Origin of the sequence: Caballeronia sp. INML2, from assembly GCF_023631365.1 — a bacterium.
Classification (GTDB): Bacteria; Pseudomonadota; Gammaproteobacteria; order Burkholderiales; family Burkholderiaceae; genus Caballeronia; species Caballeronia turbans.
Map to the genome: position 1 here is coordinate 28,600 of NZ_JALQDH010000117.1, position 26,945 is coordinate 55,544.

The 26,945-nt window shown below is 60.6% G+C and carries 21 protein-coding genes and 3 pseudogenes; 16 read left to right on the forward strand and 8 right to left on the reverse strand.

Annotation, left to right across the window (positions count from 1 at the left end):
* The first annotated feature begins 100 nt into the window (after positions 1-100).
* The 4 genes and pseudogenes from NCT32_RS34255 (at position 101) to NCT32_RS34270 (ending at position 4,153) form a co-directional block, all read left to right on the forward strand.
* Complete coding sequence (locus tag NCT32_RS34255) at positions 101-1,294, forward strand: YbfB/YjiJ family MFS transporter (protein WP_061121028.1); 1,194 nt, start codon at positions 101-103, stop codon at positions 1,292-1,294.
* Positions 1,291-2,525: pseudogene (locus NCT32_RS34260) on the forward strand (MFS transporter). Before NCT32_RS34255 ends, NCT32_RS34260 begins: the two are co-directional and overlap by 4 nt.
* A 585-nt stretch (positions 2,526-3,110) precedes the next feature.
* Positions 3,111-3,551 (forward strand): ester cyclase, encoded by a 441-nt coding sequence (locus tag NCT32_RS34265; RefSeq protein ID WP_061121029.1) that lies wholly within the window; start codon positions 3,111-3,113, stop codon positions 3,549-3,551.
* Between the two features lie 218 nt (positions 3,552-3,769).
* Complete coding sequence (locus tag NCT32_RS34270) at positions 3,770-4,153, forward strand: nuclear transport factor 2 family protein (protein WP_061121030.1); 384 nt, start codon at positions 3,770-3,772, stop codon at positions 4,151-4,153.
* A 925-nt stretch (positions 4,154-5,078) separates the two neighbouring features.
* Here NCT32_RS34270 and NCT32_RS34275 read toward each other — a convergent pair.
* From NCT32_RS34275 to NCT32_RS34290, 4 genes are all read right to left on the reverse strand, one after another.
* Positions 5,079-6,617, reverse strand: a complete 1,539-nt coding sequence (locus tag NCT32_RS34275) for an efflux transporter outer membrane subunit (RefSeq protein ID WP_061121031.1) — start codon at positions 6,615-6,617, stop codon at positions 5,079-5,081.
* On the reverse strand, positions 6,614-7,636 hold the full coding sequence (locus NCT32_RS34280) for an HlyD family secretion protein (RefSeq protein WP_409241564.1): 1,023 nt from the start codon (positions 7,634-7,636) through the stop codon (positions 6,614-6,616). Before NCT32_RS34280 ends, NCT32_RS34275 begins: the two co-directional genes overlap by 4 nt.
* A gap of 67 nt (positions 7,637-7,703) precedes the next feature.
* Positions 7,704-9,344: an MFS transporter gene (locus NCT32_RS34285; RefSeq protein WP_061121033.1), complete on the reverse strand. Its 1,641-nt coding sequence runs from the start codon at positions 9,342-9,344 to the stop codon at positions 7,704-7,706.
* Between the two features lie 130 nt (positions 9,345-9,474).
* Positions 9,475-10,149 (reverse strand): antibiotic biosynthesis monooxygenase, encoded by a 675-nt coding sequence (locus NCT32_RS34290; protein WP_061121034.1) that lies wholly within the window; start codon positions 10,147-10,149, stop codon positions 9,475-9,477.
* A 257-nt stretch (positions 10,150-10,406) separates the two neighbouring features.
* Between NCT32_RS34290 and NCT32_RS34295 the strand changes: the two genes are divergently transcribed.
* Positions 10,407-11,339 carry a LysR family transcriptional regulator gene (locus tag NCT32_RS34295; protein WP_250491342.1) on the forward strand — a complete coding sequence of 311 codons (933 nt, stop codon included), beginning with the start codon at positions 10,407-10,409 and terminating at the stop codon, positions 11,337-11,339.
* A 19-nt stretch (positions 11,340-11,358) separates the two neighbouring features.
* On the opposite strand, the gene mug is transcribed toward NCT32_RS34295, so the two are convergent.
* Together mug and NCT32_RS34305 are read right to left on the reverse strand one after the other, a co-directional pair.
* Positions 11,359-11,865 carry a G/U mismatch-specific DNA glycosylase gene (gene mug, locus NCT32_RS34300; RefSeq protein ID WP_284508618.1) on the reverse strand — a complete coding sequence of 169 codons (507 nt, stop codon included), beginning with the start codon at positions 11,863-11,865 and terminating at the stop codon, positions 11,359-11,361.
* 27 nt (positions 11,866-11,892) lie between these two features.
* On the reverse strand, positions 11,893-12,927 hold the full coding sequence (locus tag NCT32_RS34305) for a GlxA family transcriptional regulator (RefSeq protein WP_061121037.1): 1,035 nt from the start codon (positions 12,925-12,927) through the stop codon (positions 11,893-11,895).
* Between the two features lie 301 nt (positions 12,928-13,228).
* Here NCT32_RS34305 and NCT32_RS34310 point away from each other — a divergent pair, with 301 nt between their 5' ends.
* The 4 genes from NCT32_RS34310 to NCT32_RS34325 all read left to right on the forward strand — a co-directional run bounded on the left by NCT32_RS34310 (position 13,229) and on the right by NCT32_RS34325 (position 18,470).
* A complete protein-coding gene (locus tag NCT32_RS34310; RefSeq protein WP_250491343.1) occupies positions 13,229-16,000 on the forward strand; it encodes a 2-oxoglutarate dehydrogenase E1 component in 2,772 nt (923 codons plus the stop codon).
* A gap of 11 nt (positions 16,001-16,011) precedes the next feature.
* Positions 16,012-17,862 (forward strand): biosynthetic-type acetolactate synthase large subunit, encoded by a 1,851-nt coding sequence (gene ilvB, locus NCT32_RS34315; protein ID WP_061121039.1) that lies wholly within the window; start codon positions 16,012-16,014, stop codon positions 17,860-17,862.
* Between the two features lie 3 nt (positions 17,863-17,865).
* Complete coding sequence (locus tag NCT32_RS34320) at positions 17,866-18,162, forward strand: helix-turn-helix transcriptional regulator (RefSeq protein ID WP_061121040.1); 297 nt, start codon at positions 17,866-17,868, stop codon at positions 18,160-18,162.
* Between the two features lie 89 nt (positions 18,163-18,251).
* Positions 18,252-18,470 (forward strand): hypothetical protein, encoded by a 219-nt coding sequence (locus tag NCT32_RS34325; protein ID WP_143756426.1) that lies wholly within the window; start codon positions 18,252-18,254, stop codon positions 18,468-18,470.
* A gap of 78 nt (positions 18,471-18,548) precedes the next feature.
* Here NCT32_RS34325 and NCT32_RS34330 read toward each other — a convergent pair whose 3' ends face one another.
* The gene (locus NCT32_RS34330) at positions 18,549-18,761 is read right to left on the reverse strand and encodes a hypothetical protein (RefSeq protein ID WP_143756427.1); all 213 of its coding nucleotides are present in this window, start codon (positions 18,759-18,761) and stop codon (positions 18,549-18,551) included.
* A 398-nt stretch (positions 18,762-19,159) separates the two neighbouring features.
* Here NCT32_RS34330 and NCT32_RS34335 point away from each other — a divergent pair, with 398 nt between their 5' ends.
* The 5 genes from NCT32_RS34335 (at position 19,160) to NCT32_RS34355 (ending at position 23,072) form a co-directional block, all read left to right on the forward strand.
* Positions 19,160-19,843: a carbonic anhydrase gene (locus NCT32_RS34335; RefSeq protein ID WP_061121041.1), complete on the forward strand. Its 684-nt coding sequence runs from the start codon at positions 19,160-19,162 to the stop codon at positions 19,841-19,843.
* 1 nt (position 19,844) lies between these two features.
* The gene (locus NCT32_RS34340; RefSeq protein ID WP_061121042.1) at positions 19,845-20,726 is read left to right on the forward strand and encodes a bestrophin family protein; all 882 of its coding nucleotides are present in this window, start codon (positions 19,845-19,847) and stop codon (positions 20,724-20,726) included.
* 231 nt (positions 20,727-20,957) lie between these two features.
* Complete coding sequence (locus NCT32_RS34345; protein ID WP_143756428.1) at positions 20,958-21,227, forward strand: GNAT family N-acetyltransferase; 270 nt, start codon at positions 20,958-20,960, stop codon at positions 21,225-21,227.
* 534 nt (positions 21,228-21,761) lie between these two features.
* The gene (locus NCT32_RS34350; RefSeq protein WP_250491344.1) at positions 21,762-22,157 is read left to right on the forward strand and encodes an SET domain-containing protein; all 396 of its coding nucleotides are present in this window, start codon (positions 21,762-21,764) and stop codon (positions 22,155-22,157) included.
* A gap of 426 nt (positions 22,158-22,583) precedes the next feature.
* Positions 22,584-23,072: a hypothetical protein gene (locus tag NCT32_RS34355; protein WP_250491345.1), complete on the forward strand. Its 489-nt coding sequence runs from the start codon at positions 22,584-22,586 to the stop codon at positions 23,070-23,072.
* On the opposite strand, the pseudogene NCT32_RS34360 reads toward NCT32_RS34355, so the two are convergent.
* A pseudogene (locus NCT32_RS34360) lies at positions 23,018-23,155 on the reverse strand (ATP-binding protein); the annotation flags it as partial. The gene NCT32_RS34355 and the pseudogene NCT32_RS34360 overlap by 55 nt on opposite strands.
* A 163-nt stretch (positions 23,156-23,318) precedes the next feature.
* Here NCT32_RS34360 and NCT32_RS34365 point away from each other — a divergent pair.
* Positions 23,319-26,252, forward strand: a complete 2,934-nt coding sequence (locus tag NCT32_RS34365) for a Tn3 family transposase (RefSeq protein ID WP_061121043.1) — start codon at positions 23,319-23,321, stop codon at positions 26,250-26,252.
* Positions 26,253-26,359: 107 nt separating this feature from the next.
* Positions 26,360-26,533, forward strand: a pseudogene (locus NCT32_RS34370) (DUF6429 family protein); the annotation flags it as partial.
* Positions 26,534-26,945: the final 412 nt, after the last annotated feature.

A 26,945-nucleotide genomic window follows, 5' to 3' on the forward strand; every position in this document is an offset into this window, starting at 1 on the left:
TTGTCTTCCGATCAACATCGATTCTCTCTAGATGCGATCGAATATAGGCTGGCCTTCATCGAGGCGCGCACGCCGCGTCTCCGGCAAAGATGGAGGGGGTATGCGTTACGCAGTCTTGAACCCATCGGAACCCGAGCCGTTCCAGGTCTGGCGCGGCATGCTCGCAGGGGCGAGCGCGAGTCTCGTCGGCATCGGGCTCGCGCGTTTTGCCTATACGCCGCTCTTGCCAGCGATCATCGGAGCGCACTGGTTTCCCGCGTCGACGGCCGCTTATCTCGGCGCGGCTAATCTCGGCGGTTATCTTGCGGGCGCGCTGGCCGCGGGCTTCTTCGCGCGGCATGCGCGTGCCGCTACGGTCCTGCGCGCGATGATGGTCATCGCGACCATTGCGTTAGTCGCGTGCGCGTTTCCGGTGTCGTTTCTGTGGTTCTTCGTGTGGCGGTTCCTGTCCGGCATTTCTGGCGGCGCGCTGATGGTGCTCGCCGCGCCGACGATCATCGCGCACGTCGCGCCCTCGCGTCGCGGCTTCGCGAGCGGGGCGATTTTCACGGGCATCGGGCTGGGCATCGCGGCGTCGGGGACGATCGTGCCGTTATTGCTGCGACAAGGTCTGACGCAGACGTGGCTGGGCCTCGCGGTGGTCTCGTTGCTGCTGACCATCGTCGCGTGGAATGGATGGCCCTCGCAGGATGCACCGGCGCCCGCCGCGCAGCAAGCGAGCGTCAAGGCGCCGCCGCCCGCATTGCGCGCGCTGTTCGTCGAGTACGCGTTGAATGCAGTCGGTCTGGTGCCGCACATGATCTTTCTCGTCGATTTCGTCGCGCGCGGTCTCGGCAAAGGTGTCGATGCAGGCGCGGAGTTCTGGGTGCTGTACGGGCTCGGTGCGATCGCCGGGCCGCTGCTTGCCGGTCATCTCGCGGATCGCGCGGGTTTCGGGCCGGCGCTTCGGGTCGCATATCTGCTCCAGTTGGTTGCGGTCGCGTTGCCCGCGCTGTCGTCGAGTTCGAGCCTGCTGATGGTGTCGAGCGTGCTGGTCGGTGCATTCACGCCGGGCATCGTGCCGCTCGTGCTGGGGCGCGTGAATGAGCTGCTCGCGCATCATTCGGCCGCGCAGAGGGGCGCATGGCGCACCGCGACGACGGGCTTTGCGGTCCTTCAGGCGCTCGCGGCATACGGTCTTTCCTTTCTGTTTTCGAGCAGTGGCGGCGATTACCGCCTGCTTTTCGTGATCGGCGCGGCGGCGCTCGCGATTGCCCTAGCCGTGGATCTTTTCGCTGCGTTGAGGTCAAAATGAGCCAGGTCGTTCAACCCTCGGGAGCCCTCGGCTATGCAGAACGCAATGGCCAGTACTGGCGACGCAATCTCGCAGTCTGCGTGTTCGGTTCGTTCACGACGCTCGTGAGCCTCAGCATGTTGCTGCCGTTTCTGCCGCTCTACGTGCAGCAACTCGGCGTGAGTTCGCAGTCGGCGGTGATCGAATGGTCGGGCGTCGCGTTCAGCGCGACGTTTCTTGGCACCGCCGTCACAGCGCCGCTCTGCGGACGTCTCGCCGATCGCTACGGCCGCAAGCCGATGCTTGTGCGCGCGGCGGTCGGCATGGCCATCGTGATGTCGTTGATAGGAGTCGCGCATTCGGTGCATCAACTCGTCGCGCTGCGTCTGCTTGCCGGTCTGATCGGCGGCTACGCGTCGGCGTCGACGGTGATGATCGGCACGCAGGCGCCGCGCGAGCGGGCAGGGTGGGCGCTCGGCATCCTGTCGACGGGCGCGCTCGCGGGCAATCTCTCCGGGCCGCTCATCGGCGGCATGCTGCCGGGATTGATCGGCATACGCGGGACGTTTTTCGCGGGCGCGGGAATGATCGCGGGGGCCAGCGCTACTCACGATCGTCCTCGTGAAGGAAGACTTCCATCCCGCCGATGCGAAGAAACACGCGGCGGATCCTGCTTCAAAGTCGGCGCATCGCACGAATTACGTCGTTGTGGCCGCGCTGCTCGCCACCGCGATGATGGTGCTGCTCGCGAACATGTCGATTGAGCCGATCATCACCGTGTATATCGGCGGTCTGGGCGTGACGGCAGACCATGTGGCGCGCATCGCGGGCGTCGTGATGGCGTGTTCCGCGCTTGGCAGCATGCTGACGGCGGCGCGGCTCGGCGCGCTCGCGGATCGCATCGGAAGCTGGAACGTGATCGTCGGATGTCTCGTGCTGACTGGCATCGCGATGATCCCGCAAGCGTTCGTGCATCAGTGGTGGCAGCTCGCCGCGCTGAGGGTGCTGATGGGCATGACGCTCGCAGGTCTGCTGCCGTCTATCTCGAAGCTCGCGCGCAGCGCCGTCGATGAGAACCGAAGCGGACAATTGCTCGGATATCTGCAATCGGCACAATTTAGCGGGCAGGTCACAGGGCCACTGATTGGCGGCCAGATTGGCGTGTGGTTCGGGTTGCATTCGGTGTTCTTCGCGACGGGAAGCCTGCTGATCATTTGCGTGGGCCTCGCGTATTTGGGCGCGCACCCGCTGAATCGTGCAGCGCGGTTTGAGTTCGGACTCAAGAATTCCAACTCAAGCAGCGGGCTCATTCCCCGCTTCCGCCCCATCCCGCCAGTTCTCTCGATGGCGGGTAGCTTAGCGCTTCATACAGTTGCTGCTTCTTTGAGGGCCGGGGCGGAGCGAATCGGTCCGACGTTATGCGATGGGTTCGCCCGACGTCCCTTGTCGCCTCCTATCGACCCAAGCGACTTGATAAATATGCACTAAAACTTTGTGGACGGCTCGGAACGGGTCGCATCGGCACTTGCTCGGAAGGCTGGCGCTCAGCCCCGCTATCGGCGTACGGTGCGTCCAAAACCGGCGGCGATTATGGTCACTGTGTGGGTGGTTGGTGAGTTCGACGCGAAACGGCGCAAGGCTCATATCGAACCCCAATGCGGCTTTCACGCAGCAGGCCGACGCGTACGGCAGCTCACGTGGACATCGCGAAGCCGCTCGCCCTTCAAGACGGCCTCGCACGCCTATGTCGCGTGGCACGACATCGCGCAGAGAACGCTAAAGGACAGCACGAGCACATTGCGCTAAAGTACTCCTACTGGTCCCCCCGGGAGGCACCATGCTGGCGACACTGAATGCAGGGAACACCGAACGCGAGGCGGTAGAGCGCATTTACCGCGCGTTCGCCGCGCACGACATCGCGTTGCTGCGCGAGGCCGTCACCCCAGACTGGGAATACGTTCCCGAGCCGCCCGGCCGGAAGCCGGGCCCCGATCAGATGATCGCTATCTTCGCCGACATGGCTACCGCGCTGCCGGACCTGCGCATTGAGATCCTGGACATGCTGGTGCAGGACGATCGGGTGGGCGTGCGCGCCGAAGTGAGCGGGACGCAGTCCGGCCCGCTGATGGGCATCGCCGCGACCAGCAAGCCGGTGCGCTTCGCGATCCATTCGTTTCATCAGGTGCGCGACGGCCGCATCGCGAAGACATGGCATCTCGAGGACTGGCTGAGTGTATTTCACCAGCTCGGCCAGATGCCGCGCAGTGCCAGGCGCTGAGCCCCGAACGCCGGACGTCTTCGACGCCTCGGCCGACTAGCCGAGCATCGAGCCGTTCGAGTTCGCGCCGCGCAAAGCGGTGGCCATTGCTTTCGAATGAATCGGCGAGCGGGCATTGAGCAATTGCGTGGAATCGCAAAGCTGTCAAGGGTCGGGCAACACTGGGTTTATTCCGCGAATCAGGGCTCGATGAACCTAACTGATACCGGAGGCACTGCATGGACGAAGAGAAAATTCGTGAAGCCCTGAATCTGCACTGGCAAGCGTCGGCGGCCGGCGATCTCGATACAGAACATGACATCTATGACGACGATGCCATCTGTGACTATCCCCAGTCAGGTGAACGAATCCTCGGGCGAAAGAATTTGCAGGCACTGCGCAGTCATCATCCAGGGAAGCCCGCAGGTTTCGATGTCAGGCGAATCCTAGGCGAGGGCAGTCTATGGATCACGGAATACTCCATCACTTATAACGGGCATGCGGCTTACACGGTAAGCATTATGGAGTTCTGCAACGGCAAGGTTCTCCACGAAACACAATATTTTTCTGATCCCTTTGAAGCGCCGGCTTGGCGGAGTCAATGGGTTCAGCAGACCGAGTAACGACGCATTTTTTGAGAGAGATGCGTGATGCGTCAATTCGATATGAAGAAGACTTACTCGAGGAGAATCTCCGGGCTTGAGAAGCGAAGTGCTTAATTTAGCTCCTGCTGGACCGCTTCAATGGCGCGTCGTCTATGTGAGATATTCGAGTCGATCATTCGGAGATCGAACGCCCCAAGAGGTTGTTGTCTCGCACCACTGCGGAAACGCGACGCGGAGCACGTTCGCACTAGTGATTCGAAGTGGGGTCGAACTGCTCCCCTCGATCAGACACTTGCAGTCAAACGCGTTCCTGCGATTCAGACACCAGCCGGTACACGTTGGCAGGCGGCTCTAGCAGCTTTCGCAGTAGCCGTCTGGTATCACTATCATTGGGCCGTTGCGACGAATGTTGAGGGCGTCAGCCGCACTTAGTGAGACCGCATATAACGTCGGCAGGCTCGCGCAAGACAGGGCTGGCGCGGTAAGCGGTGCACCTGGCGCAGGGTCACACCTTTGAAGACTGTGCGTTATGTATTCTGGCTACTATCTCGGCAACACGCCGTTAGTTCACGGCTGAAAGGCAGGGAAGGCGCGTGCGCTGGGGAGACATGGTGCCGGACGCCAACGATGCGCTTGCGTTCGACACTTGGGTGGCGACGGTTGTTCGTCAATTGCGGTCAATCTCGCACCAGCGAGCAAAAAATCTCGGCGGCGACAAATCGCGCGATTTTCGATGCCCTACAATACAAGCGGCGGCCGTGCGACTCTCGTCGAATCCTTCCGCTCGGGATTGGGTTGTTCTAACTCCGCGACACGCACGATATCATTGCCGTGCGCTGCTCTACAACGTCTCCGAGAAGGCACGCCATCGGGACCGGGCTTCGCTTCGACAAAGTTGCGAAGAGCGTCAGCGCCCGGCTTCATTCCGCAAAGAACGGGACGATCAGCGCGCAGCGACTCCGCGAGCGTAGGTGGATTCCCATCCGCCGCCAAGCGCCTTGCACAGCGTGATGAGATTTTCCGCCGCCGTCGCCTTGCTCTGCTCGAGCTTGCTCTGCGCGTCGAGCAACTGCTTCTGCACGTTAAGCACATCGAGATAGTCGAGTGCGCCGGCCTTGTAGCGCTGCTGCGCGATGCCAAGCGCGCGCTGATTAAGCGTGACGACCGACGCGAGCCGCTCGTGCCGGCGTTGCTCCGCGTCGTAGACGAGGAGCGCATCGTCCACCTCGCGCCATGCTTCGAGCACGGTGCGTTTGTACATGATCGCCGCTTCCTGCTGTTGCGCTTCGCGCAATTGCAGGGTCCCCTTGAGCCGGCCTCCTTCGAAGATCGGAAAGGTTATCGACGGACCGACCACGAACTGCCCGGAAGCCCAACTGGCGAGACTCGAAAGTTGCAGACTTTGAAAGCCAGCGCTGCCGTTGAGCGATATCCGCGGATAAAAATCAGCCTTCGCCATGCCAATCGACGCCGTCGCCGCATGCAGTTGAGCCTCCGCGCGCTTGATGTCCGGCCGGCGCTCGGCAAGCTCCGACGGAAAGCCGATCGGAATCCGTTCCGGCAGCGTGGGCACCTCACGCGACGCCGCAAGCATCTCGCGCAGCGCGCCCGGCTCCTCGCCAAGCAACACGCCGATCGCGTTGACGGTCGTATCGCGCTGGGATTCAAGCGTCGGAATCAGACTCTCGATGGTTTCCATCTGCGCGGACGCATTGGCGACGTCGAGGTCGGTCGTGACGCCTTCTCGCACGCGTATGCGCGTGAGTTTCACGGAGTCGCGCGCGATGTCAAGATTCTGCTTTGCGATTTCCAGCAATGACTGCGTGTCGCGCAACGCGATATAGTCGCGCGCGAGTTCGGCGCGTGCCGACAGCAGTATCGCATTGCGGTCCTCAAAAGAAGCGTCGGACAAGGCGCCCGTCGCTTCGACACTGCGGCGCACGCGGCCCCAGATATCGAGTTCCCACGATGCATCGAAGCCCGCCTGATACAGGTCGTACGCGGGAGAGCCCTTGGACCCCGGCATCGCCGATACACCGAGCGGCGCGCTGCCGGATGCGGATTGTGGCTGGCTCTGCGATGGCGTCACGCCGAGCAGCGAAAGAATGCCGTTCTCGCTGCCGCGCTCGCGGTTGTACGACGCCGCGCCGCCGAGCGTCGGCAGCGCGGCCGCGCCGGCTACGCGCTGTTCGGCGCGGCTCTGGCGCAAGCGCGCCGACGCGGCGGCGACGTCGAGGTTAGCACCGGCGAGACGCTGTTCCAAGGTATTCAACACAGGATCGTCGAAAAGCGTCCACCAGTCGGGGTTGAAGTCCGCTTCGACCGGCTTGCTCGGCGCTTGCGCCGTTTGCGTCCGCTCGAAGACATCGGGGGTGACGGACTTCGGCGGCACGAAGTCCGGTCCGACCGTGCAGCCGACCATCGCGAGAGCCGAGAGGATGGCGAGTGCGATTCCGCGCACCGTTGGTCCGTTCGTGTTCATTTTGCATCGCCTCTCTGCGCAAGCGCCTGGCCGCCTTGTCCGAGCGCGACTTCCGCCTCGACCGAAAGCCCGACGCTCAACGCGGCTGCGGCTTCCTGTCCGCGATCGATCGTGATCTTCACGGGAACGCGCTGCACGATCTTGGTGAAATTGCCGGTCGCGTTGTCCGGCGCGATAGGCGCGAAGCTCACACCGGTCGCGGGGGAAAGGCTATCGACGTGACCTTTGATGGCCACGCCCGGGATGCTGTCCACCTTAATGCGCACGGTTTCACCGGGGCGCATCCGCGTGATCTGATTCTCCTGGAAGTTGGCGACCACGTACGCATCCAAAAGCGGGACGATGGCGAGCACCGGCGCGCCTGGCGCCACGAACGCGCCGACACGCGCTGAACGGCGCCCAACCTTGCCATCGACGGGGGCTCTAATCTCTGTGTACGACAGGTTCAGCTTCGCCTGCTCGCGCACGGCTTCGGCGCGGGCCAGCGCGCCGGCGGCCTTGTCGCGCTGCGTGCGCAGCACATCGAGATTCTGCTGAGTGGTCGCCAAGGCGGCACGGTCGTGAGCCTGCTGCGCGAGCTGCTGTGCAAGCGTGCTCCACGCGTGCTGCTGTTCCTGCGCCGTGCCCGCGCCCGCATCCGACAGGTTCTGATACCGCGCGGCATTCGCGCGCGCGAAGTCGATCGCGGCATCGTCGGATCGCAGCGTCGCCCGTGCCTGATCGACGAGCGAAGGGTGCCGCGCAATCTCGGCATCGAAATTGGCGACGGCCGCACGCGCTGCAGCGACGTCAGCATCGGCGCTCATCAACGCGGCCCGATAGTCGCGGTCATCAATGCGCACAAGCAGTTGGCCGGATTTGACCGACTGGTTGTCGTCGACGAGCACGTCGGAGATCTGTCCGGCGACCCGCGGTGCGACGAGCGTGAAATCGGCCTGAACATACGCGTCGTTCGTCGATTCGGTATGGGAATCGGAAAGAAGCCTGACGCATGCCCAGGCGCCAATGGCGACTGCCATCACGGGCACCACGACACGGATTAGCTTTGAACGGGAGAGCTTGAAGGATGACATGGAATAACTCCCCTTAACGCGAGGACTGCGGCGAAGACTGGGATGAAGGGCGCGGCGTCGCGGCCCATGGCGGAGATATGCGCACGGGCAACACCGGAATGAGGAGAAGCAACGTGAAGGCAATGCACGCCATCACGCGGTAAAGGTCGGCGGACATCAGCACGAGCGCCTGTTCATGAACCCGATGCGCAAGCTGGGCCACGCCATGCGCGGTCTCGACGCTCCGATCGGTGACGAGCGCGCGATTGCCGAGTTGATCGACGAGCATGTTCGAATGGAAGCGCTCGCGCGCGGTGCCAAGCCCTTCAATGAGCGCGCTCGCGACAGCCGCGCTGAATGTCTTGAGCGAGTTAAACATCGCCGAGGCAAACGGGCCTTCGGTCGGCGGTAAGCCTGTCGTCACGCCCATCAGAATCGCGAGAATCACCATAGGTTGCGCGACGATCTGCAAAGACTGGAGCCAATAGAAGTTATCGCGGATCCACTCGGAGGTCATGAAGCTGCCCATCGCGCAGGTCGCGATCATCAACGACAGGCCGAGCGCCATGATCCAGCGTGAATCGACGCGCTTCAGGTTTAGGAGGGCGGCCGTCAGCGGCAGCGTGAGCAAAAGCGGAACGGCAACTAGCAGTGAAAGGGGCGTCGTTTGCAGCGGCCTGTATGCGTGGATTCGCGCGAGGAACTGGCCAGGTATTGCGGCAACGCCCACTAACAGGATAACCGCGCCTGATAGTGTCGCGAGGCCATGAGAGAAGTTTCTTCGCGACAGCAATTGGAGCTTGAAAAACGGCGCCGGATGAAACCATTCATTGACGAGAAATATGGCGAGCAATGCAGAACCGCCGACGAACATCACGCGGATGAAATCCGAGTTTAGCCAGTCAAGCCGTTCGCCTTGCAACAGGCCGATGACGAGCATTGCGACCGCCGGGCCGCCGGTCATGAAGCCGCACCAGTTGAAAGAGCGAAGACGTTCGAGCTTGAGCGGATCAGAGGGCAGGCCCCACTGGATCGCCACGCAGGTCGCGAGGCCGAGCGGCATGATCTGCCAGAACGCCATCTTCCAGTTGAAGAACTCGGTCCATAACGCGGCGAGCGGCGTGCCGAGCACGGGTCCGAAAGTCGCGGTCATCGCGTAGCCGGCGAGCCCGTATAACTTGATCTTTGGCGGAAGATAGCGCAGCGCCACGATGATCAGCATCGGCGGAAGACAGCCACCCGCAATACCCTGCAACACCCGCAACGTGTAGAGCGACGCAAGATTGGGTGAGAAGGGACAAAGGAAGCCGAAGAACATCGTGGCAAGAACGGCGGCGATCGTGAATCTCTTGAGCGTGAATGTGATGCCGAACCACGGCGCGAACACCATCGTGGTGACATTGGCTGCTTCGAACGAAGTGGTCAGCCAAGTGCCGTCGTCGTGACCGATCGAAAGTGCGCCTTGAATATCGGCTAGTGCGAAGGCGGTGACCTGTTCGTTGAGTATCGCAAGCAGCGAGGCGAAGAGCATGCCGATCAGACCGATGGCAAGACGGAGCGACAACGCGGACTGCACCGGCGCCGACGAAGGCGCCTTGCTCGCGGCGAGAAGCGCGGGCGCATCTTCGATGACCGGGTCTGGGGTCATGTTCGTCGGTGAATTGGCGCTATTCATAGAGGCTCTCGATCGTGTATCGGCTTAGCGGAATTCTAGAAAGAGAGCCTCGCTTGCTGAAGCGAAAAGAGGTCGGTTATTGGGCCATTTCGTGCGTGATTTCTGCCAGTGTGGATATCTCGCTACGGCATTAGCTTTTGCGTTCCACATCAGGGAAATACTGCGGCGCTTCACGCCGATCGAACATCCCGTACTCACGGATCACGCGAATATGGCGGAGGCGTACATCATTAAGTTGGGCAGCATCGCGCTCGAATGCGTCGGCGGCTGCCTGATCGCGCCAAGTCGCGACGACGATCGCATCTCCGGGCGATAGCAGCGCATTGAACGCATCCCACGCGACGAGGCCCTGCGCTTGCGTATCGAGCCCTAGCGATTCCGCAACGCTTTGCGCGCTCGCCTGCGCGATCCACTCGGGCGCGCGCATCGCATCGAGCAAGGTTACGGCTTTGCCTGCGCCGGCTTGGGTGACGTCGAGGCGTTGTTCCGTTAGCGCCTGGCCTTCAGGCACATGCGTGTCGGATACCAACTGTCCGATGCGCAGGCGATAGTCTGCGAACACGCGGTCACGCGCGGCCTGCTGAATCTTGTGATGCTTGCTTGTCGTGCGCCACCGCACGAGCGCCTTTTCGTCGCGCCAGCTCGACAGTGAAAGCAGCCATCCTTTGCGGGCCAGGCTCGCATAACGCGTGTTGTCCACAAATCCTTCGATCTGTTCGAGCTCGGGGCGCAGCATCTTTGCCATGCCGAGATAGACATCAAATTGATCGGGAACCGGATTGACTTCTAACATTGCTGAGAACATGCGGGACTCTCTAAAGGGTTGGCCATACGAAGCGACATCGCCCGATAACTTGTGGGCGTCGCGTCATTGTCGAAGACGGCGTCGCTTTACCATAGAAAGATGGAGGCTCGAATCGGGCCAATGGATAGCAAGCGCTGGCCATGCGTGACTTATGGGCCAATGTGTGTGCGACTTAGGCCAGTTCACCGAGCAGACGAACTTCTCTGGGCCGGGGTCGATAAGATTGCAACGCAGACGAGTCGTGAGTTGGATTGGGAATGGACAGATTGCGGGAGATGGAAGTATTCGTCGCCATCGTGGACAGCGGTGGTTTGACCAGCGCTTCGCAGAGGCTCGGGTTGTCGACCGCCGCGGTGTCGCGCGCGCTCAACGCGCTCGAAGCGCGCATGGGCGCGCAGCTGCTCGCTCGTACGACGCGTTCTGTGCGCCCGACCGATGCCGGCGTAGCCTTTCTTGATGCCTGTCGCAAGGTTCTCGATTGCCTCGCCGATGCTGAGGCGAATATCGGCGCATATCACCGAAAACCGGTGGGCACGCTCACTGTATCCGCGCCGGTGCTGTTCGGCCAGCGATTCGTCGCACCACTCGTCAACGCCTTCGCGCTGCGCTATCCGGACGTAAGCATCAATGCCGTCTATGTGGACCGCACCACGCGATTGCTTGATGAAGGCGTCGATATCGCGATTCGCATCGGTCATTTGGGCGATTCGACGACATTCGCGGTGCCGCTTGGTTTTGTTCGACGCAGAACATATGCCGCGCCGTGTTATCTCAAAGCGCGCGGCGAGCCGGGGCATCCACGCGAACTGACCGGGCACGACTGCGTGTCCTTCACGGGCGTGACGAACGCACTCGAGTGGGTCTTCGTTGAGGGTGGCGTACGTTTGCCGGTGCGCTTGCAGCCACGCATGATCGTCGATCTTGCGCCCGCGGCTATCGGGGCGGCGAAGGACGGCGTTGGCATCACGCAGTTGCTTTCCTACCAGGCGACGCCCGAGGTGAAGGGCGGCACCTTGCGGCCCATTCTCTCGGCGTTCGAGCCAGACGCGGTTCCAGTCAATCTCCTGCATGTGGAGCGTCGCGGTACGAGCGGAAAGATCCGTGCGTTTCTTGAGTTCGTTACCGAAACCTTGCGCGGCCACACGGAACTGCAGTGCGGACACGACGTGCGATCGATCCGGAGAAAATAGACCCGGGAAGAATTTCCGTTTAGGCCACCGCAATGCGCAATTCGCGATAAGCGTTCACGAGGGCTTCCAGCGTGAATGACCGGTTAAGCCCGCTGGGATTGGGCAACACCCAAGTATCTGCGCCGCCGAAACGCATCGCCTGCTTTCCCCATGTGATATCGCGCTCGCCTGTCATCGCGGACAAGGCCGTCTTGCCAAGAAAGGCAATATAACGCGGCGCGATTGCTGACATCTTCTGCTCGATTCCCGACGTCGCCGCCCGTATCTCCGCGGGGCTCAGCTCATCCGCGCGTGCCGTCGGACGCGCAACCGCCGTGGTCAGTCCATAACCGAAATCGAGGAACGTGCGATCGTCTTCGGGACGAAGCTGTGCCGGCGTGAAGCCAGCAAGATGAACGGCGCGCCAGAATCGATTGTTTCTGCCTTCGAAGTGATGGCCGGCGGCCGCCGCGCGCAGGCCCGGGTTGATTCCGCAGAAGACGACCGAAAGACCGGGCGCGAGAATATCCGGGAGTGATTGCGACAAGACGGTCTCTTTCACGAATGGCTCCGATTACGCAGCTTCCGCGAATTCTTCGAGCATCGGGGCTTCTGCGACGGTCTCACGCACGGCCTGCATCGCGATGACATCCGGTGTTCCACGGAATCGCGCGCGGTACTGTTTGGGTGTGACGTTAAGCCGCCGCACGAAGGTCATGCGCATGTGCGTCGCGCTATGAAAGCCGCACTTGAATGCGATGGTCTTGAGCGGAGCATCGCTGGCTTCCAGAAGCTGCCTCGCGGTATCGACGCGAACCTGTTCGACGAACGCGGATGGTGTCACCTTCGCGTGCTTGGCGAACATGCGCGAGAACGTTCGGCGACTCACGGAAACTGCGCTGGCCAGTTGCTCGATCGACAGCGCATCGGCCAGATGCTCCGTCACGTACCGATGCACCTTGCCGATAATTGGCGCTTCTTCCTTGTCCGCGCTCACGTAAGGGCTGTATTGCGACTGGCCGCCTTCGCGCTGAATATAGACCACCAGACGCTTGGCAACCCGCACTGCCTGCTCGTGGCCCCAGTCTTCGGCGACGAGCGAAAGACTCAAATCGATGCCGGCCGACACGCCAGCAGACGTGAACAGACGTCCGTCACGAATGAAAATCTTGTCCGGCTGCACCTGAGCGTGCGGGAATTTCTTTGCGAGCCGTCCTGCATCCGACCAATGCGTCGTCACGAGTTGACCGTCGAGCAGACCGGCGTGTCCGAGTACGAACGCACCGTTACAGACCGAGCCAAATCGCGCCGCGCCGCGCGCTTGCTTGCGAAGCCACGCAAGAAACTCGACAGGCGGTTCCCAGTCGGGCAATTGCGGCCCGCCGGCCACGAGCAGCAGATCGTATTGCGTATCGGATTCGCAATAGCCGTTCGGCACGATGATCTGCATGCCGTTCGAGCACGTCACGATGCCGGCTTCCCGTCCGACGAGCGAAACCTCGTATTGCCGATGAGCGGGCAAATGAGTGTTAGCTTCGGCGAAGACATCGAGCGGGCCAGCGACATCGAGTGCCTGCACACCGTCGAACAGAACAATGGCGACCTTCATGTCGAAACCCTCATCAAGTAGATGCGTTGCCTGGCGCAACGGTGCCCCTAGTCTATCGCCAGCGCATCACGAGAATGACACCTCGGCCGGCAAATGACTTTTACCGCCATGTAACAAGCAGGCTGTGCTACCGCGGCCGACCACGGTGGCTCGAATCAGACATCAACTGGCCTGAGAACGAGTCAAATACCCCCGCTGGCGCAAATGCGGCTGGCTAGACTTGGGTTCAGGCACGCGGCACCCCGCGCACTAGTACATCGCCCATCCCGGAAAGGGACGGGCGGGGCAAAGGAAGGTCATCATGTTGATCGAGAAACTCCAAAGCACGTTCCTGTTCGGAGCCAATGCTCCGTATGTGGAAGAGCAGTATGAGTCGTATCTTGCCGATCCGGCGTCGGTTACCGAAGAATGGCGCGCGTATTTCAATGCATTGCGCGAAACGCCCGCGATCGACGGCAGCGATCGCAATGACGAACCCCATTTGCCGGTCGTGTCCAACTTCATCGAACTCGCACGACGTCCACGCAGCGCTTCATCTTCGATGGAAGGCGGTCTCGCGCTCGCGAGAAAGCAGGTGGCGGTTCAGTCGCTGATTGCGGCGTTTCGTACGATCGGTACGCGCAGCGCCAGTCTCGACCCGCTGCAATGGACGACGCGGCGCCTGCTGCCGGAACTTACGACGGCGTATTACGGTTTGACATCAAGCGACCTGTCGACGCGCTTTAGCACCGCCGACACGTATCTCTTCGATGGAGATGCGACGCTACAAGAGATCGTGACGGCGCTCGAAGAAACTTACACCGGCACCCTCGGTGCTGAATTTATGCATCTCGCCGATGCGAACGAACGACACTGGTGGGAGCTGCGCTTCGAATCCACGCGAGCGAAGCGTTCGTTCTCGGTTGAGCGCAAGCGCCGCTTTCTCGAACGGCTCACGGCGGCGGAAGGGCTCGAAAAGCATCTTCATACCCGCTATGTTGGACAGAAGCGGTTTTCGCTCGAAGGCGGTGAATCGCTGATCGTGCTGCTGGATGAACTCGTGCGCTACGGCGCCTCCAAAGCCGTGCGTTCCGTCGTGATGGGCATGGCGCACCGGGGGCGTCTGAATGTGCTCGTCAACGTCGCGGGTAAGCCACTGCATGCGCTCTTCGATGAATTCGAAGGCAAGAATGCCGAGGCGCTGCCCGAGGGCGATGTCAAATATCACAAGGGCTATAGCTCGATCACACAGACCGATGATGGTCCTGTTGAAGTGACGCTCGCCTTCAATCCGTCCCATCTCGAAGTGGTCAATCCAGTCGTGCAGGGCATGGCGCGCGCGAAAGCGGACGCCTTGGCGCCCGATGACCGCGCGACCGTGCTGCCCGTCGAGATTCACGGCGATGCCGCGATGTCGGGGCAAGGCGTCGTGATGGAAACGCTGAGCCTCTCTCGTACACGCGGACATGGGACGGGTGGCACCGTTCACGTGGTCGTGAACAATCAGATCGGCTTCACGACGTCGGACCCTCGCGACACGCGCTCATCGTTCTATGCGACCGATATTGTCAAGATGATCGAGGCGCCCGTACTGCACGTCAACGGCGACGATCCGGAAGCCGTAGCCCTGGCGGTGCATCTCGCGCTCGATTATCGCACCGAGTTTGGGCGCAGCGTGGTCATCGATCTCGTGTGCTTTCGCAAACACGGACACCAGGAGCAGGATAGCCCGGCTATCACGCAGCCGCTGATGTATCGCGCGATTGCGGCGCATCCGGGCGCGCGGACGGTCTACGCGCAAAAGCTCGTTAAACAGGGCCTGATGACGTTGGAACAGGTCGAGGCGCTGGTCGATGCTTGTCGCAAATCGTTCAGTGGAGCCCCCGCCGATACGAAGTCTGCGCCGGCGCTCTCTCAAGTTCATCTCGATGCCCCATCGCCGGAGCGACTGGGCATGCTCGCGCGACGGATCTCGAGCGTGCCCGATGGCTACGCACTTCATCCTCTCGTCAACAAAACGATCGCCGCGCGCCGTGACATGGCGAGCGGAAAGAAGCCGCTCGACTGGGGCATGGCGGAGCACCTTGCGTTCGCGTCACTGCTCGCGCAGGGCATCGATGTACGCCTGAGCGGGCAGGACAGCGCACGAGGCACGTTCAATCATCGCCACGCAATGCTGCACAATCAGTCGCGCACGACACGTTCGGACGGTGTATTCGTTCCGCTGGAGCATGTCGGTGAGAAGCAGGGGCGCTTTACCGTGACGAATTCGATTCTCTCTGAAGCTGCCGTGCTCGCGTTCGAATACGGCTACTCGACGGTGAATCGCAATGCGCTCGTGATCTGGGAGGCGCAGTTCGGTGACTTCGCGAACGGCGCACAGGTGGTCATCGATCAGTTCATCGCTGCCGCCCGCGCAAAGTGGGGACAGCAAAGCGGGTTGACCTTGTTCCTGCCGCACGGCCAGGAGGGGCAAGGTCCTGAGCACGCATCGGCGCGGCTGGAGCGTTATCTGCAACTAAGCGCGCAGGACAACATGCGCGTGACCCAGCCAACAACGCCTGCGCAACTGTTTGCTTTGCTGCACACGCAGGCAGCGTCTGCCGACAAGCGGCCGCTAATCGTGATGACGCCCAAGTCGCTGCTTAGGCATCCGGAGGCAGTCAGCACGATGGCAGAGCTATCAGGCGGCGCGTTCTACGAGATCCTGGCCGAAGGCGAGCGCATGGAATCTTCGGAGAGCTTGATCGTCGCTACAGGTAAGGTCTATTTCGATCTGCTGGACTATCGCCGGAAACACGCTATCTACGCTACGCCGATCATTCGTATCGAGCAGCTGTATCCATTCCCGGCGCAACAGTTGGCCGCCGAGTTGGCCCACTACCCGAATCTGAAGCGCGTCGTCTGGTGTCAGGAAGAGGCGCGCAATCAGGGCGCGTTGAGTTTCGTCGAGCCGCAGTTGCGCGAGCTCTTGCCTACGCGTGCGACGCTGTCGTATGTGGGACCGTCCGCGTCGGCGTCAACCGCGCCGGGATATTACGCGATCCATGCGGCGCGGCATGCGGACGTCATCGCGCGTGCGTTCGCTAAGTGAGAGAACCCGACATGACTCAGAACCCAACGCTTTTCAAACCAGCGCAGACGGATCACCTCATCTCCGGCGCCGATGTCATACTGCGCGTGCTCGCAGAAGAGGGCGTCGATACGCTGTTCGGCTACAGCGGCGGCGCGATCTTGCCGACATACGACGCCGTGTTTCGCTTCAATGAAATGCATAAGCACGAACCGACGCGGCAGATCAACTTCGTCGTGCCCGCCAACGAGCAGTCCGCCGGCTTCATGGCTGCCGGCTACGCCCGCGCAAGCGGGAAAGTCGGCGTATTCATGGTCACGTCGGGTCCCGGCGCGACGAACGCGGTGACACCGATCGCGGACTGCAACGGCGACTCCGTCCCGGTTGTTCTTATCTGCGGACAGGTCCCTCGCGCCGCGATCGGTACTGATGCGTTTCAGGAAGCGCCGGTCTTCAACATCATGTCGGCCTGCGCGAAACAAGTCTTTCTCGTCACCGATCCGGACAAACTCGAGCAGACGCTGCGCACTGCATTCGAGATTGCGCGCACGGGACGTCCGGGTCCCGTTGTAGTGGACGTGCCAAAGGACATCCAGAACTGGAAGGGACCCTATCGCGGGCACGGAACGCTGCATTTTCGCGGCTATTCGGATCGGCTGCGTCAGGTCGCTAGGGGTGCGCGCCTCGAAGGTGCGAAATGCTCGGCGTTTTTCGCCATGCTCGCACAAAGCAAGCGGCCGTTGCTGTATGTAGGCGGCGGCGTGATTGGCTCCGGTGCGACGGCAGAATTGCGTCAGTTTAGCGAGCGCTTTCGCATCCCCGTTGTGACGACTCTGATGGGTCTCGGCGCGATGCCGCCCCAACATGAACTTGCGCTCGGCATGCTAGGCATGCACGGGGCCGCATGCGCCAACTATGCGGTGGAAGACTGCGATTTTCTCATCGCCGTCGGTGCACGTTTCGATGATCGGGTGGCGGGCGGACAGCCCGACGCGTTCGCGCCCAAAGCGCGTCATGTGGCGCATATCGACATCGACGAAGCGGAGATTGACAAGGTCAAGCGCGCGGAATGGAGTCACGTCGGGGATGCAAAGGATGCGTTGCGCGCATTGATAGCGTGCGCGCCGGCGGCGTGCCCGTCACCGGACTGGAGCGCGCATGTGATGGCGCTCAAGCGCAGCCACGGGATGAACTACGACCGGCGCAGTCGGGCCATCCAGCCGCAACGAGTCATCGAGATGCTCAGCGACATCACGCTTGGACGCGCGATCATCACGACGGGCGTGGGCCAGCATCAGATGTGGGCCGCGCAGTTCTTCAAGTTTGCCGAGCCGCGCAGCTTCCTGACGTCAGGCAGCATGGGAACGATGGGCTTTGGCCTGCCTGCCGCGATTGGCGCACAGTTCGCGAAACCTGATGCGCTCGTGATCGACATCGATGGCGACGGCAGCATTCGCATGAATGCAGGCGAACTGGAAACGGCAAGCACCTACGGCGTGCCGGTCAAGGTGCTGCTGCTCAACAATCGCGGCGATGGAATGATTCGGCAGTGGCAGCGTCTTTTTTACGACGGCCGTATGTTCGTCAGCGACAAGACGCTTCATCGCAAGGACTTTGTGCTGTCGGCGCGCGCCGATGGATTCGAGTTCGCGAGTCGAGTGGAGACACTGGATGAACTTGAAGAAAAGCTCAACGCATTCGTACGGTTTGATGGACCCGCGTTTCTTGAAGTGATGATCGATCCGAACGCCGACGTGTTCCCGATGGTCGGTCCCGGTCAAAGTTATGCGCACATGGTTACAGGGCCGTTCATCGAACCGCGGGCTGCACGAGAAGTGCCCTTTGACGGCACGGACAGCAAACGCATGACAGACATGTTCTGAATCATGAACGCGGATCTGATCCACAAGGCGCTCGCGAACCCGTTGCGGCGAGACATTCTGGCGTGGCTGAAAACACCGGAGCATAGCTTCGCGCCGAATGCCGCGCGCTTCCCGCACGGCGTGCCGTCGAATACTATTCAGGCGCGCAGCGGGCGGTCTCAATCTACCGTCTCGGCGCATCTCGCGTTAATGGTCGAGGCGGGTCTCCTCGTCTCGACGAGAGTCGGTTCCTTTGCGCTGTTTTCGCGCAACGAAGCAGTGATTGACGCCTTCATTAAGCACATTGCTGAGGGGTTTTGACTCGTACCGAGGGTTTGTAGACGTGGACCGCGGCATTGACGGCGACGCCAATCTGTTGCGCGCGGCTGAACGCCTTCTACGCATGCCTCATGCGCCATCTGCGCGACCCCTTCACGCCGGAGAGCAACATCAACGCGACGACCGCGTCTTCCGGCGTTTTCATCCGTGCTATTCAATCGGGAAATCGGGGGTTTCCTCTATCAATCGACGCGCTCGGCGGTATGGACCGAATGGACGCGATTACGGTCTTCATCGCCATGCTGGGCGAAGGCAGCCTTGCATGCCGGTGGTGCCGCGTTCCATCGTGAACACGGTGCGGGCGACTGTTTTGGGTCGCTAAGGAGGTGACGGTCGCGCGCTGCATACCGCCCTCCTGGACTTGTTCTCTAACCTTGATTGCCGCAGGCTATCCTGACGCCACGGGCAGCAATGTTGACAACCTGAGTGATGACGTCGAGTACCCGGTCTGAAACCGCCCGTTCATTCGAAAGACACTCTTGCGCGGCGCGATAAGGTTGGCGGAGTATCTTTTTCGTCAACATACCGCTTGCTATTTGCTGTAACGCTGCGATGTTCCAGGGATGCGCAAAGTCAGCCATGCACCCTGCTTTCGATCGAGGATTTGAAGAGGGGACCGGGGCGACCCGACCCTGGGCCGTCCTCGCACACGGAAGGTTTCTATCAGCTAACTACCATCGTCCGGTCAATTAACCCCCCAAGCCGGAATCTTCGCTGCGGTGGCCATCCGGACGTAGCGCAGAAGCTCATTCCACGGTCCGATCAGACGAGGCTACCGAAGCGACGCACGCCGTTGCAACTCACTCAAACCTAATTATTGGGCTATACGATGGGCTCTGTAGATGACCTCAGCATCTGGTTGGGCATCTCGAGTGGTGTCTCTAACAGACTACGAGCGCTTATGTCTAAGAACCGCAAAGATGTGGCCGGGCTCGCGACATTCGCCGTTCATCGACGTCAACCTTAAGGATTCCATAAAATGCTTAACGAACTCTCTGTTGTCCCGGCGTCTGCCGATCTGCAAAAGTTGGTGCGAGGTGCGGCCACCTTTGGTCACGACGTTTTTCCGCGCAACCTAGAACTATACAGAAGGCTTGCCGAGGGGCAGTCCCCACATACGTTGTTCATCGCGTGCGCAGATTCCAGGGTTGTCCCGGAGCTGATTACACAGACCGAGCCCGGGGAACTGTTCGTCTGTCGAAATATCGGCAATATCGTCCCTGGCTTTGGCGAAATGATGGGCGGTGTGTCTGCCGTGATTGAATATGCGGTTGTTGCACTACGCGTCAGGCAAATCATTATCTGCGGCCACTCCGAGTGTGGCGCAATGAAGGGACTAGCCGCTGAGCAAGCGGTAGCTGATTCGATGCCGACCGTGCAAGCGTGGCTGCGCAATGCCGAGGCCGCGCGCAGCGTCGTACTTACACGCGAGCTTGGGAGGGGGAAAGCCCTTGTCCAGGCACTGGTTGAGGAAAACATCAGGCTGCAGTTAATGCATTTGCGTTCCCATCCGTCGGTTGCTGCTCGACTTGCGCAAGGGGCACTGACGGTTCATGGCTGGTTGTATGACATTGAGCACGGCACTGTTTCAATGCTTAACGAGGCGCAGAAGAGGTTCGAACCGCTTTCCCGAGTCGGAGCTCGTAGCGCAGAGGGGCTTTAAAATGACAATCCCGGGGCGCGTCCGTGCTGGGCAAATACTTCTTTACGTTGGGCGACCGCTTGCCTTGTTGTTTGCGTGGGACATAGTGGTGACTGTCGTGTACCTGTGTTCACACGCGAAGGTAAACTTCCCAGCGCTGCCGATGTCACTAATGGCGACCGTTGTCGCGATATATCTGAGTTTTAGGAACACGGCTGCATATGCGCGATGGTGGGAGGCACGAACACTCTGGGGATCGTTAGTGAACGCCTCGCGAACCTTCGCGCGGGAAGTCGTTATGCTGGCCGCTAGCGAATCGATCTCCTTGCAGCGAGAACTCGTGCTTCGTCATGTCGCATACGTCCATTCGCTGCGGTTGCACCTCCGTCGTGAGTCGCCATGGGAAGAGCTGTCCCTACGTCTCCCGCAAGAAGAGATTGTGAACTTGCGTCGCGTAGCGAATGTCCCAAATGCGATATTACGGCGGACCGCGGAAATCGTGGCTCGACAGTGCAACGTAGATAGTGTGAGACTCGTCGCTATCGAGCGGACCATGGCAGACATATCGAATGCTCAAGGAGGAATGGAGCGGATCAAGAACACGCCGTTTCCAAAGCAATACTCGACCTATCCGATCTTCTTCACGCATGTTTTTTGTATTCTTCTGCCGTTGGGACTAGTTGAGTCTCTTGGCTGGTACACAGTATTTGGGTCAACTGCGGCTGGCTTCTTATTCCTTGCGCTTCTCAAAATAGGTAGCGACATGCAAGAGCCCTTTGCCAACACTGAGAATGACGTTCCTATAACCACGCTTGCGAGGGCGATTGAAATTGATCTACTCGATGGACTGGACGAAAGACATTCGATCAAGCCTGTTCCAATCGAGAATAACGTTGTGTGGTAGGCGTCGCTCACCAAGGCAATCGCGGGAGACATCAGTCAGGGAGCCAAGAAAGCGCCCGTCGTTCGCTTTCGCGACGAGATGGTCGCAAAAAATACGGTTCACGAGATTGTGAGGGATTGGTTCAGCTTTGCATGGAGCCGGGCGATAGCATGATCAATTACCGCCGTTCGCCTTGCCGGTCTCGACGCGCGAGCGAGAGTGACGCTGGCATGTGCGCCGGAATAGTGTCGAATGACCATCCCTCCGTTTTTACAACGGATGGCCAATGGCGCGCTCGGTTGTGGTGCATTACGCCGAAGGAATCACAGCGTCGTCGAGATAAGTTGCCTTTACAGCCGTGTTCGAGAAGGCGGCATCGGACGCGTCCTCTTGTCAAGACTGGAATCAGATGCCGTTGCCCTCGGCTATGCGATCGTGGTCATCGAAGCAGATAGGGCGAATCGTCGGACTATCGCCTTTTGCGAGAAGAGCGGCTTCCACCACCAGCGCCGTCTTCGGTGACAGATGGTCATCGCGCTACGGCGTTGTTGAAGAAAACATTGCACGGGTGAGGCCCGCAAATAGCACTTGCCTCGGGACTACGGTGTCTCGAGTAGCGCCTGCCGGCGATTCTGTTGTCACCGCGGGCGAGGCGTCCAAGGATGCCGTCAACCAAGCGTGAGCGAGGGCGGCGCGCTTCATGCCGCCGACTTAAAAGAGTTGCGCGTCGGGCGGCCTGGGGCTACTGAGTCTGACGACCTTGCGACGTTTCGAGCCGTCCGCATGAATCGAGCAGATCATTATCCTCGGACACGCGCTTCGCCCAACACCTCAACGATGCGATCCTCGTACCGCACGAGGGTGCCGCGAGGCGGTTTGCGTTTGATGCGGCTGCGACCGGTGGAAGAAGGCATAAGGATATCAACGCGGGCGTGCGGCGATCGTATCATGCCAAGATGCGGCGGCACATCGTGTCGCTCACCGGTTCACAGCAATAGGGAAGGGCAAAATAATGCGCCGCATCGTTGACGTTCTTCGCCGGTCCACGGACGCGGCGTGTTCGCGGTGACCCAGATCCGTGCCAACGAGCAGATTCTGGAATACAAGGGCAAGCGGGTGTCGTGGGCGCAAGCACAGCGCGAGTATGCGCGTTCGGCGGCCGAAGACGGCCACACCTTTTACTTCGATCTCGACGATGGGCGCGTGATTGACGGTGCACAGGGCGGCACCTCGGCGCGATGGGTCAATCACAGCTGCGCGCCGAACTGCGAGGCCGAACAAGACGGCAGCCGGGTATTCTTCCTCGCGCTGCGCGACATCAAGCCCGGCGAAGAGTTGTTCATCGACTATGGACTAATCGTGGAAGGGCGAAAAACTGCTGCGCTCAAAACACTCTATGCGTGTCGGTGCGGGTCCGACGGCTGTCGAGGAACGATGCTGGCCGCGTCCTGAAAGCGCCCACGAAACGACACACCTGCTTCTGGCTCTCGCACGTGAACTTCCGCACATGCTCGGCCGCGACGACTTTGACGCTGCACTCTGCTGACGGAACCTGACTGTCATGCCCTCACCGAAATGGACATTTGCTTCACGCTTTAGACGCAACGCATTCGGATGGCGAAACGTCGCTGCCGATCCAACGCCTGAAGGAGGCGGTCTCCGAGATCCGTTCGGTCGCGCGCACCGATCGCCCGCTCGCGGCCGACGGGGCTGTTCTTCTTCTTGAAAAACTGTCGCCCGCACTCGAGCACGTCGATAGTTCCTCGGGCGCCCTTGGCAGCGCGGTCAATCGTGTAATCGAGGCGCTTGTCCCACTGATCGCCTCCGCCGACGTGACTTCTGCAGCACGGCAGCTGGCTGGAACGACTATTCGATGCGTTGCAGGACGATCAGGTGCCCTACATCGAGAGCCTGGGCGAACATTGGGGAACCTTGTGCGTGACGCCCGCGTTGGCATCTGACTGGGCCGACCGGTTGTTGCCGCTCGTCACACACGTGCTGGAGGCTAAACGATTCAACTACTCCGTCGGCGTGGTGCCGTGCTTGAGTGCGCTTTACGCGGCCGGCCGCTTCGAGGAAATCGTTAAGCTTGTGCCGCGCGATCGGCTGAGTTCCTGGTGGTATCGACGTTGGGCCGTCGACGCGCTGGTTTGCCTTGGGCGGCCGGGCGACGCGCTCCGCCTTGCTGAAGCGAGCCGAGGGCTGAATGCGCCCGAAGGTGCGATCGCGCGCGCCCCGGACGGTCAGTTGAAACTCCCCCAGTTTTGGTCGCGTAAAATCCCCCACCGGGTGAAGCAGGACGAGGTCGAGTTTTATTCCTCTTTCGTTTTCTGTGCAAGGGCCTCGGCGGCTTCCTTGAGGCGGTAGCTCCGGCCGTTGAACTCGAGCTGGTGGCAGTGATGCATGAGGCGATCGAGGATCGTGGTGCTCATCGTGTTATCGCCCAGATAGGGGTAATCGTCCTTTTCGTGCAAAATCTGGCGGTTTCACCTCAACCCCTTTATTTACTGGGCTCTCGGGGCGATTCTGACAGTAGTCGTCAGCTCAAAACCGCGTCTGCGGTAACATACCAGGCTGCGAATTTGGATCGCGCCGCTTCGGGGGAGTCAGGACATGCCGGGCCTGGAACTTCGCTATGTGGGACAGGATCGCCTGCCCACCCGGTTGACGGAATTTGATGTCGAACGTCACTTCGCGCTCACCGAAAATGATGTCGCCGCGATCAACGCACACTTCCGGCGCGACCGGCGCGCGGGTGCCGCGATTCAGTTGGTCTTCCTGCGGGCGAGCGGCCATACCCTTGACCATGTTGGCACCTTGCCGCGCCAGTTGCTGCGGTACGTCGGTGAGCGGCTCGACCTACCTATCCCGACGATTGCCTCGCTTCGCACGCTCTACCAGCGCTACAAGACGCAGTACGAACATCAGATCTGGGCTTGCGAATATCTCGGACTGAGGTCAATCGAGACGGGCCATTGGGCGGAACTCGAAGCATGGATGCGACGAGATGCCACCGAGTCCATTACGCTCGACGAGCTGTTCCAGCATGCCCATTACTGGCTGTATGAGCGGCGGATCCTGATACCCGCCGAGCGGACCCTGCGGGATCTCGGCCGTTCCATTTGGTCGGACATCGAGTGCGACGTGCTCGCCATGATCAAGGCGACTGTCACGGAAACGCAGCTGATACGTGCCGATGCTGTCCTCGCTACCCAAGAGGGAACCTCCGGCATGAGCGTTCTCGAATGGCTAAAAACACCCCCTGCCCGTCACAGTCCTTCGACCCTCACCGAGACCCTCGCGAAGGTCCGTTTCCTCAAGGAGCTCGGCGCACATGAGTGGGCACTTGATTCTGTGCCAATCGAAAAGCAGCGTGCGTATGCACAACGCATTCAGGCGCGCCGTCCTGCAAAGGTTCGTGAACTCAAGGCGTCGACCCGCACAATCGAGCTGATCTGTTTCCTGCGTGTGACCCTGCTCGATCTGACTGACGCGCTGCTCTATCAAACAGGGCGTCGAGTCTCCGATCTTGTGCGGCAGGCTTACGACCGCACCACGGTCCGACAGGCACGATCAGCAATCGCTTACAGGCAGAAGTTGGTCGCGATCAAGGTGCTTGTTCAGGATCACGAACGTCCGGCGGAAGACCGCATCGCCGAGATTGCCGGGCTGCTTGGTGATGTCACGGACAAACCACCCACGAGCCATGCAGCCAGCGTGCGAGAAGCGCTTACCGACGATCATCTGCGTATGCGCAACTTACTGGGTCCGTTACGAGAGTTGCAATTCGCCGGGCGGGATGCGGAACCGAGCCTGCGGCAGCTCGATCTCATCGGCGCTCTACATGATAGCGGTACCACCGAATTGCCGTCCGACTGCGACGTGCCGGTCAGTGTCGGCTGGCGTGATCTAGTCAAGGGCGACGATCGGGCACGTGCACTGCGTGCGCTTGAAGCGTCGGCAATCACGGGTCTGCGAAAGGGACTTCGCCGCGGTTCCGTGTGGATCAACCACAGTTTGTCGTTCCGGGAGCGTGACCAGTTGCTGATTCCACCCGTGCAGTGGGAAAAGGAACGAGAGCGGTACCTATCGTCGCTTGGCTTGCCGGCAACGGCTGAGCCTTTCCTCGAACGGCTGACGGAACATTTGAAGGCTGGTCTGGCAGCGCTGGAGGAAGCGCGCGAGGCAGGACGCGTAACGATCGGCGTCGACGGCGCGCTGCATCTGACGACGATCGAAGCGTTGCCGACCGATGGCATACCGAAACGCACGCGGGATCTGATATTCAAAGAAATTGGCACTGCGCAGTTCGCCGACGTGATCATCGAGATGGATGTCCACACAGGCTTCAGCGAAGTGCTGCTTTCGCGCAAGGCGCGCAATGCGGACGAGCTCATCGCGCTGTACGCCGCGCTGATCGCCCACGGCACGGAAGTTGATGCAAAGAACGTCGCTGCAATGATCCCGCAACTGGATCCAACGCACATTTCGACGGCCATGCGCTCCCTCGAGATGCCAGGTCGGCTGCCACGTGCCAACGAGCGCGTCGTGGAATTTCAACGTACGCACGCCATTACGGAACTTTGGGGTAAAGGGCGCCGGGCATCGAGCGACTCAATGAGCCTGGATACGTCACCGCACCTCTTCTATGCCCGGGTCGATCCGCGGCGACGGACCCATGCGGTGGGCATGTACACCCACGTGCTAGACCAGCACGGCATTGTCTATAACCAGCCGATTGTACTGAACGAGCGCCAGGCAGGCGTAGCAATCGAGGGCGTAGTGCGTCACAACGAGAGCCGTGATGACGGCGGACTGCTGCGGCTTTCTGTAGACACGCATGGATATACGAACGTGGGGATGACGGTGTCGAAGCTGCTTGGTTTCGACCTCTGCCCGCGTCTGCGCAACCTCTCGGAACGCAAGCTATATTTGCCCAGAGGCGTTGCCGCTTCCGGCAAACTGGCGGCGGTCGTTGCCTACGAGAGCTCCCACAAGGCGATTCGCGAGGGCTGGGACGAGCTGCTTCGCCTCGTCGCGTCGATTTACTCGCGACGCTTGAGCGCTATTGTCGCGTTGCAGCGATTCGGTAGCGCAGCGCAGGGCGACCCCGTATTCCGGGCCGCCGACCGTCTCGGTAGGTTGCTACGCACGCTGTTTCTGTGCGACTACTTCAGCAACACGGAATTTCGTCGTGAGATGCACACACTGCTCAACCGCGGTGAATCGGTTCATCAGCTGCAGCGCGCGATCTACACCGGCAAGGTCGCGCCAGAGCGTGGACGGCGTCGCGACGAAATGATCGCGATATCCGGCTCGTTGACGCTGCTAACGAACGTGGTGATTGCGTGGAACACGCAGCGCATGCAGGCGACCCTCGACGCCTGGCAAAAGAAGGGGCAAGGGATTGACGATGACTGGTTGCGGCGATTGGGACCGGCGCACTTCGCGCATTTAAATTTCCGCGGGACTCTGAGCTTTCCGATCGACCGCTACCGCGAGATGCTTCTGGATGCAGCGCCGTGGCAGCGCACGGCCGGATCGTGATGTGGGTCTTTGAGGGAGGGACGATGGACATCAATCTTGACGCCATTGACGAGGTGGTGCTCGCGCTGCTCCATCTGAATTTGTGCGACTGAAATCGCGCCTGGAAAAGCTTCGCCTCGTCTGCGCTGAACCGCTTGCACGAGAAGGGCTTTATTCGCGACCCGGTCAACCGCTCAAAATCGGTGGGGCTGACCGACGAAGGCTTGCGGGAAGCTAAGCGGTTGTTCGCAACGTACTTTGGGCGCTCGCCAAGCCCCGAATCCGAGCCCAAACCGACGTAATCAACATCAGTGCCCGTCGACAATCGGATCGTGCAGTACCGCTCCGGCCCTGCGAAAAACGGAATTTTGACAAGCAACTCCTCGATACGCCGTGCAGTTCGAGATCGTACGCCGCTGGCGTGACTGCTAGTCGCATGATGTTCGTCGATGGAAGCGCACCCGGGAACCCAGATACGGCGCGGTACATACGTACACGCGATGCGATGAGTCGCGAGAACGCCAGATTTTGCATCAAAAGGACAGGATTCAACTGTACCGACAGTCAGGCAAGCGTCTAATTTTAAACGTGATTTAGAAACAAACCGCCAGATTTTGCACGAAAAGGACGATTACCCCGAAGACTACGTTTGGTCGCCTCGGGAATAGATGGGGATCGCAAGACGCGCTCAAGCGGCGTCAACGGAGCTTCATA

Bases quoted from the DNA above. Each gene is read 5' to 3' on its own strand.
- NCT32_RS34255 (WP_061121028.1), top strand. From the start codon at position 101: ATGCGTTACGCAGTCTTGAACCCATCGGAACCCGAGCCGTTCCAGGTC.
- NCT32_RS34265 (WP_061121029.1), top strand. From the start codon at position 3,111: ATGCTGGCGACACTGAATGCAGGGAACACCGAACGCGAGGCGGTAGAG.
- NCT32_RS34270 (WP_061121030.1), top strand. From the start codon at position 3,770: ATGGACGAAGAGAAAATTCGTGAAGCCCTGAATCTGCACTGGCAAGCG.
- NCT32_RS34275 (WP_061121031.1), bottom strand. From the start codon at position 6,617: ATGAACACGAACGGACCAACGGTGCGCGGAATCGCACTCGCCATCCTC.
- NCT32_RS34280 (WP_409241564.1), bottom strand. From the start codon at position 7,636: ATGGCAGTCGCCATTGGCGCCTGGGCATGCGTCAGGCTTCTTTCCGAT.
- NCT32_RS34285 (WP_061121033.1), bottom strand. From the start codon at position 9,344: ATGAATAGCGCCAATTCACCGACGAACATGACCCCAGACCCGGTCATC.
- NCT32_RS34290 (WP_061121034.1), bottom strand. From the start codon at position 10,149: ATGTTCTCAGCAATGTTAGAAGTCAATCCGGTTCCCGATCAATTTGAT.
- NCT32_RS34295 (WP_250491342.1), top strand. From the start codon at position 10,407: ATGGACAGATTGCGGGAGATGGAAGTATTCGTCGCCATCGTGGACAGC.
- NCT32_RS34305 (WP_061121037.1), bottom strand. From the start codon at position 12,927: ATGAAGGTCGCCATTGTTCTGTTCGACGGTGTGCAGGCACTCGATGTC.
- NCT32_RS34310 (WP_250491343.1), top strand. From the start codon at position 13,229: ATGTTGATCGAGAAACTCCAAAGCACGTTCCTGTTCGGAGCCAATGCT.
- ilvB (WP_061121039.1), top strand. From the start codon at position 16,012: ATGACTCAGAACCCAACGCTTTTCAAACCAGCGCAGACGGATCACCTC.
- NCT32_RS34320 (WP_061121040.1), top strand. From the start codon at position 17,866: ATGAACGCGGATCTGATCCACAAGGCGCTCGCGAACCCGTTGCGGCGA.
- NCT32_RS34325 (WP_143756426.1), top strand. From the start codon at position 18,252: ATGCGCCATCTGCGCGACCCCTTCACGCCGGAGAGCAACATCAACGCG.
- NCT32_RS34330 (WP_143756427.1), bottom strand. From the start codon at position 18,761: ATGGCTGACTTTGCGCATCCCTGGAACATCGCAGCGTTACAGCAAATA.
- NCT32_RS34335 (WP_061121041.1), top strand. From the start codon at position 19,160: ATGCTTAACGAACTCTCTGTTGTCCCGGCGTCTGCCGATCTGCAAAAG.
- NCT32_RS34340 (WP_061121042.1), top strand. From the start codon at position 19,845: ATGACAATCCCGGGGCGCGTCCGTGCTGGGCAAATACTTCTTTACGTT.
- NCT32_RS34345 (WP_143756428.1), top strand. From the start codon at position 20,958: ATGACCATCCCTCCGTTTTTACAACGGATGGCCAATGGCGCGCTCGGT.
- NCT32_RS34365 (WP_061121043.1), top strand. From the start codon at position 23,319: ATGCCGGGCCTGGAACTTCGCTATGTGGGACAGGATCGCCTGCCCACC.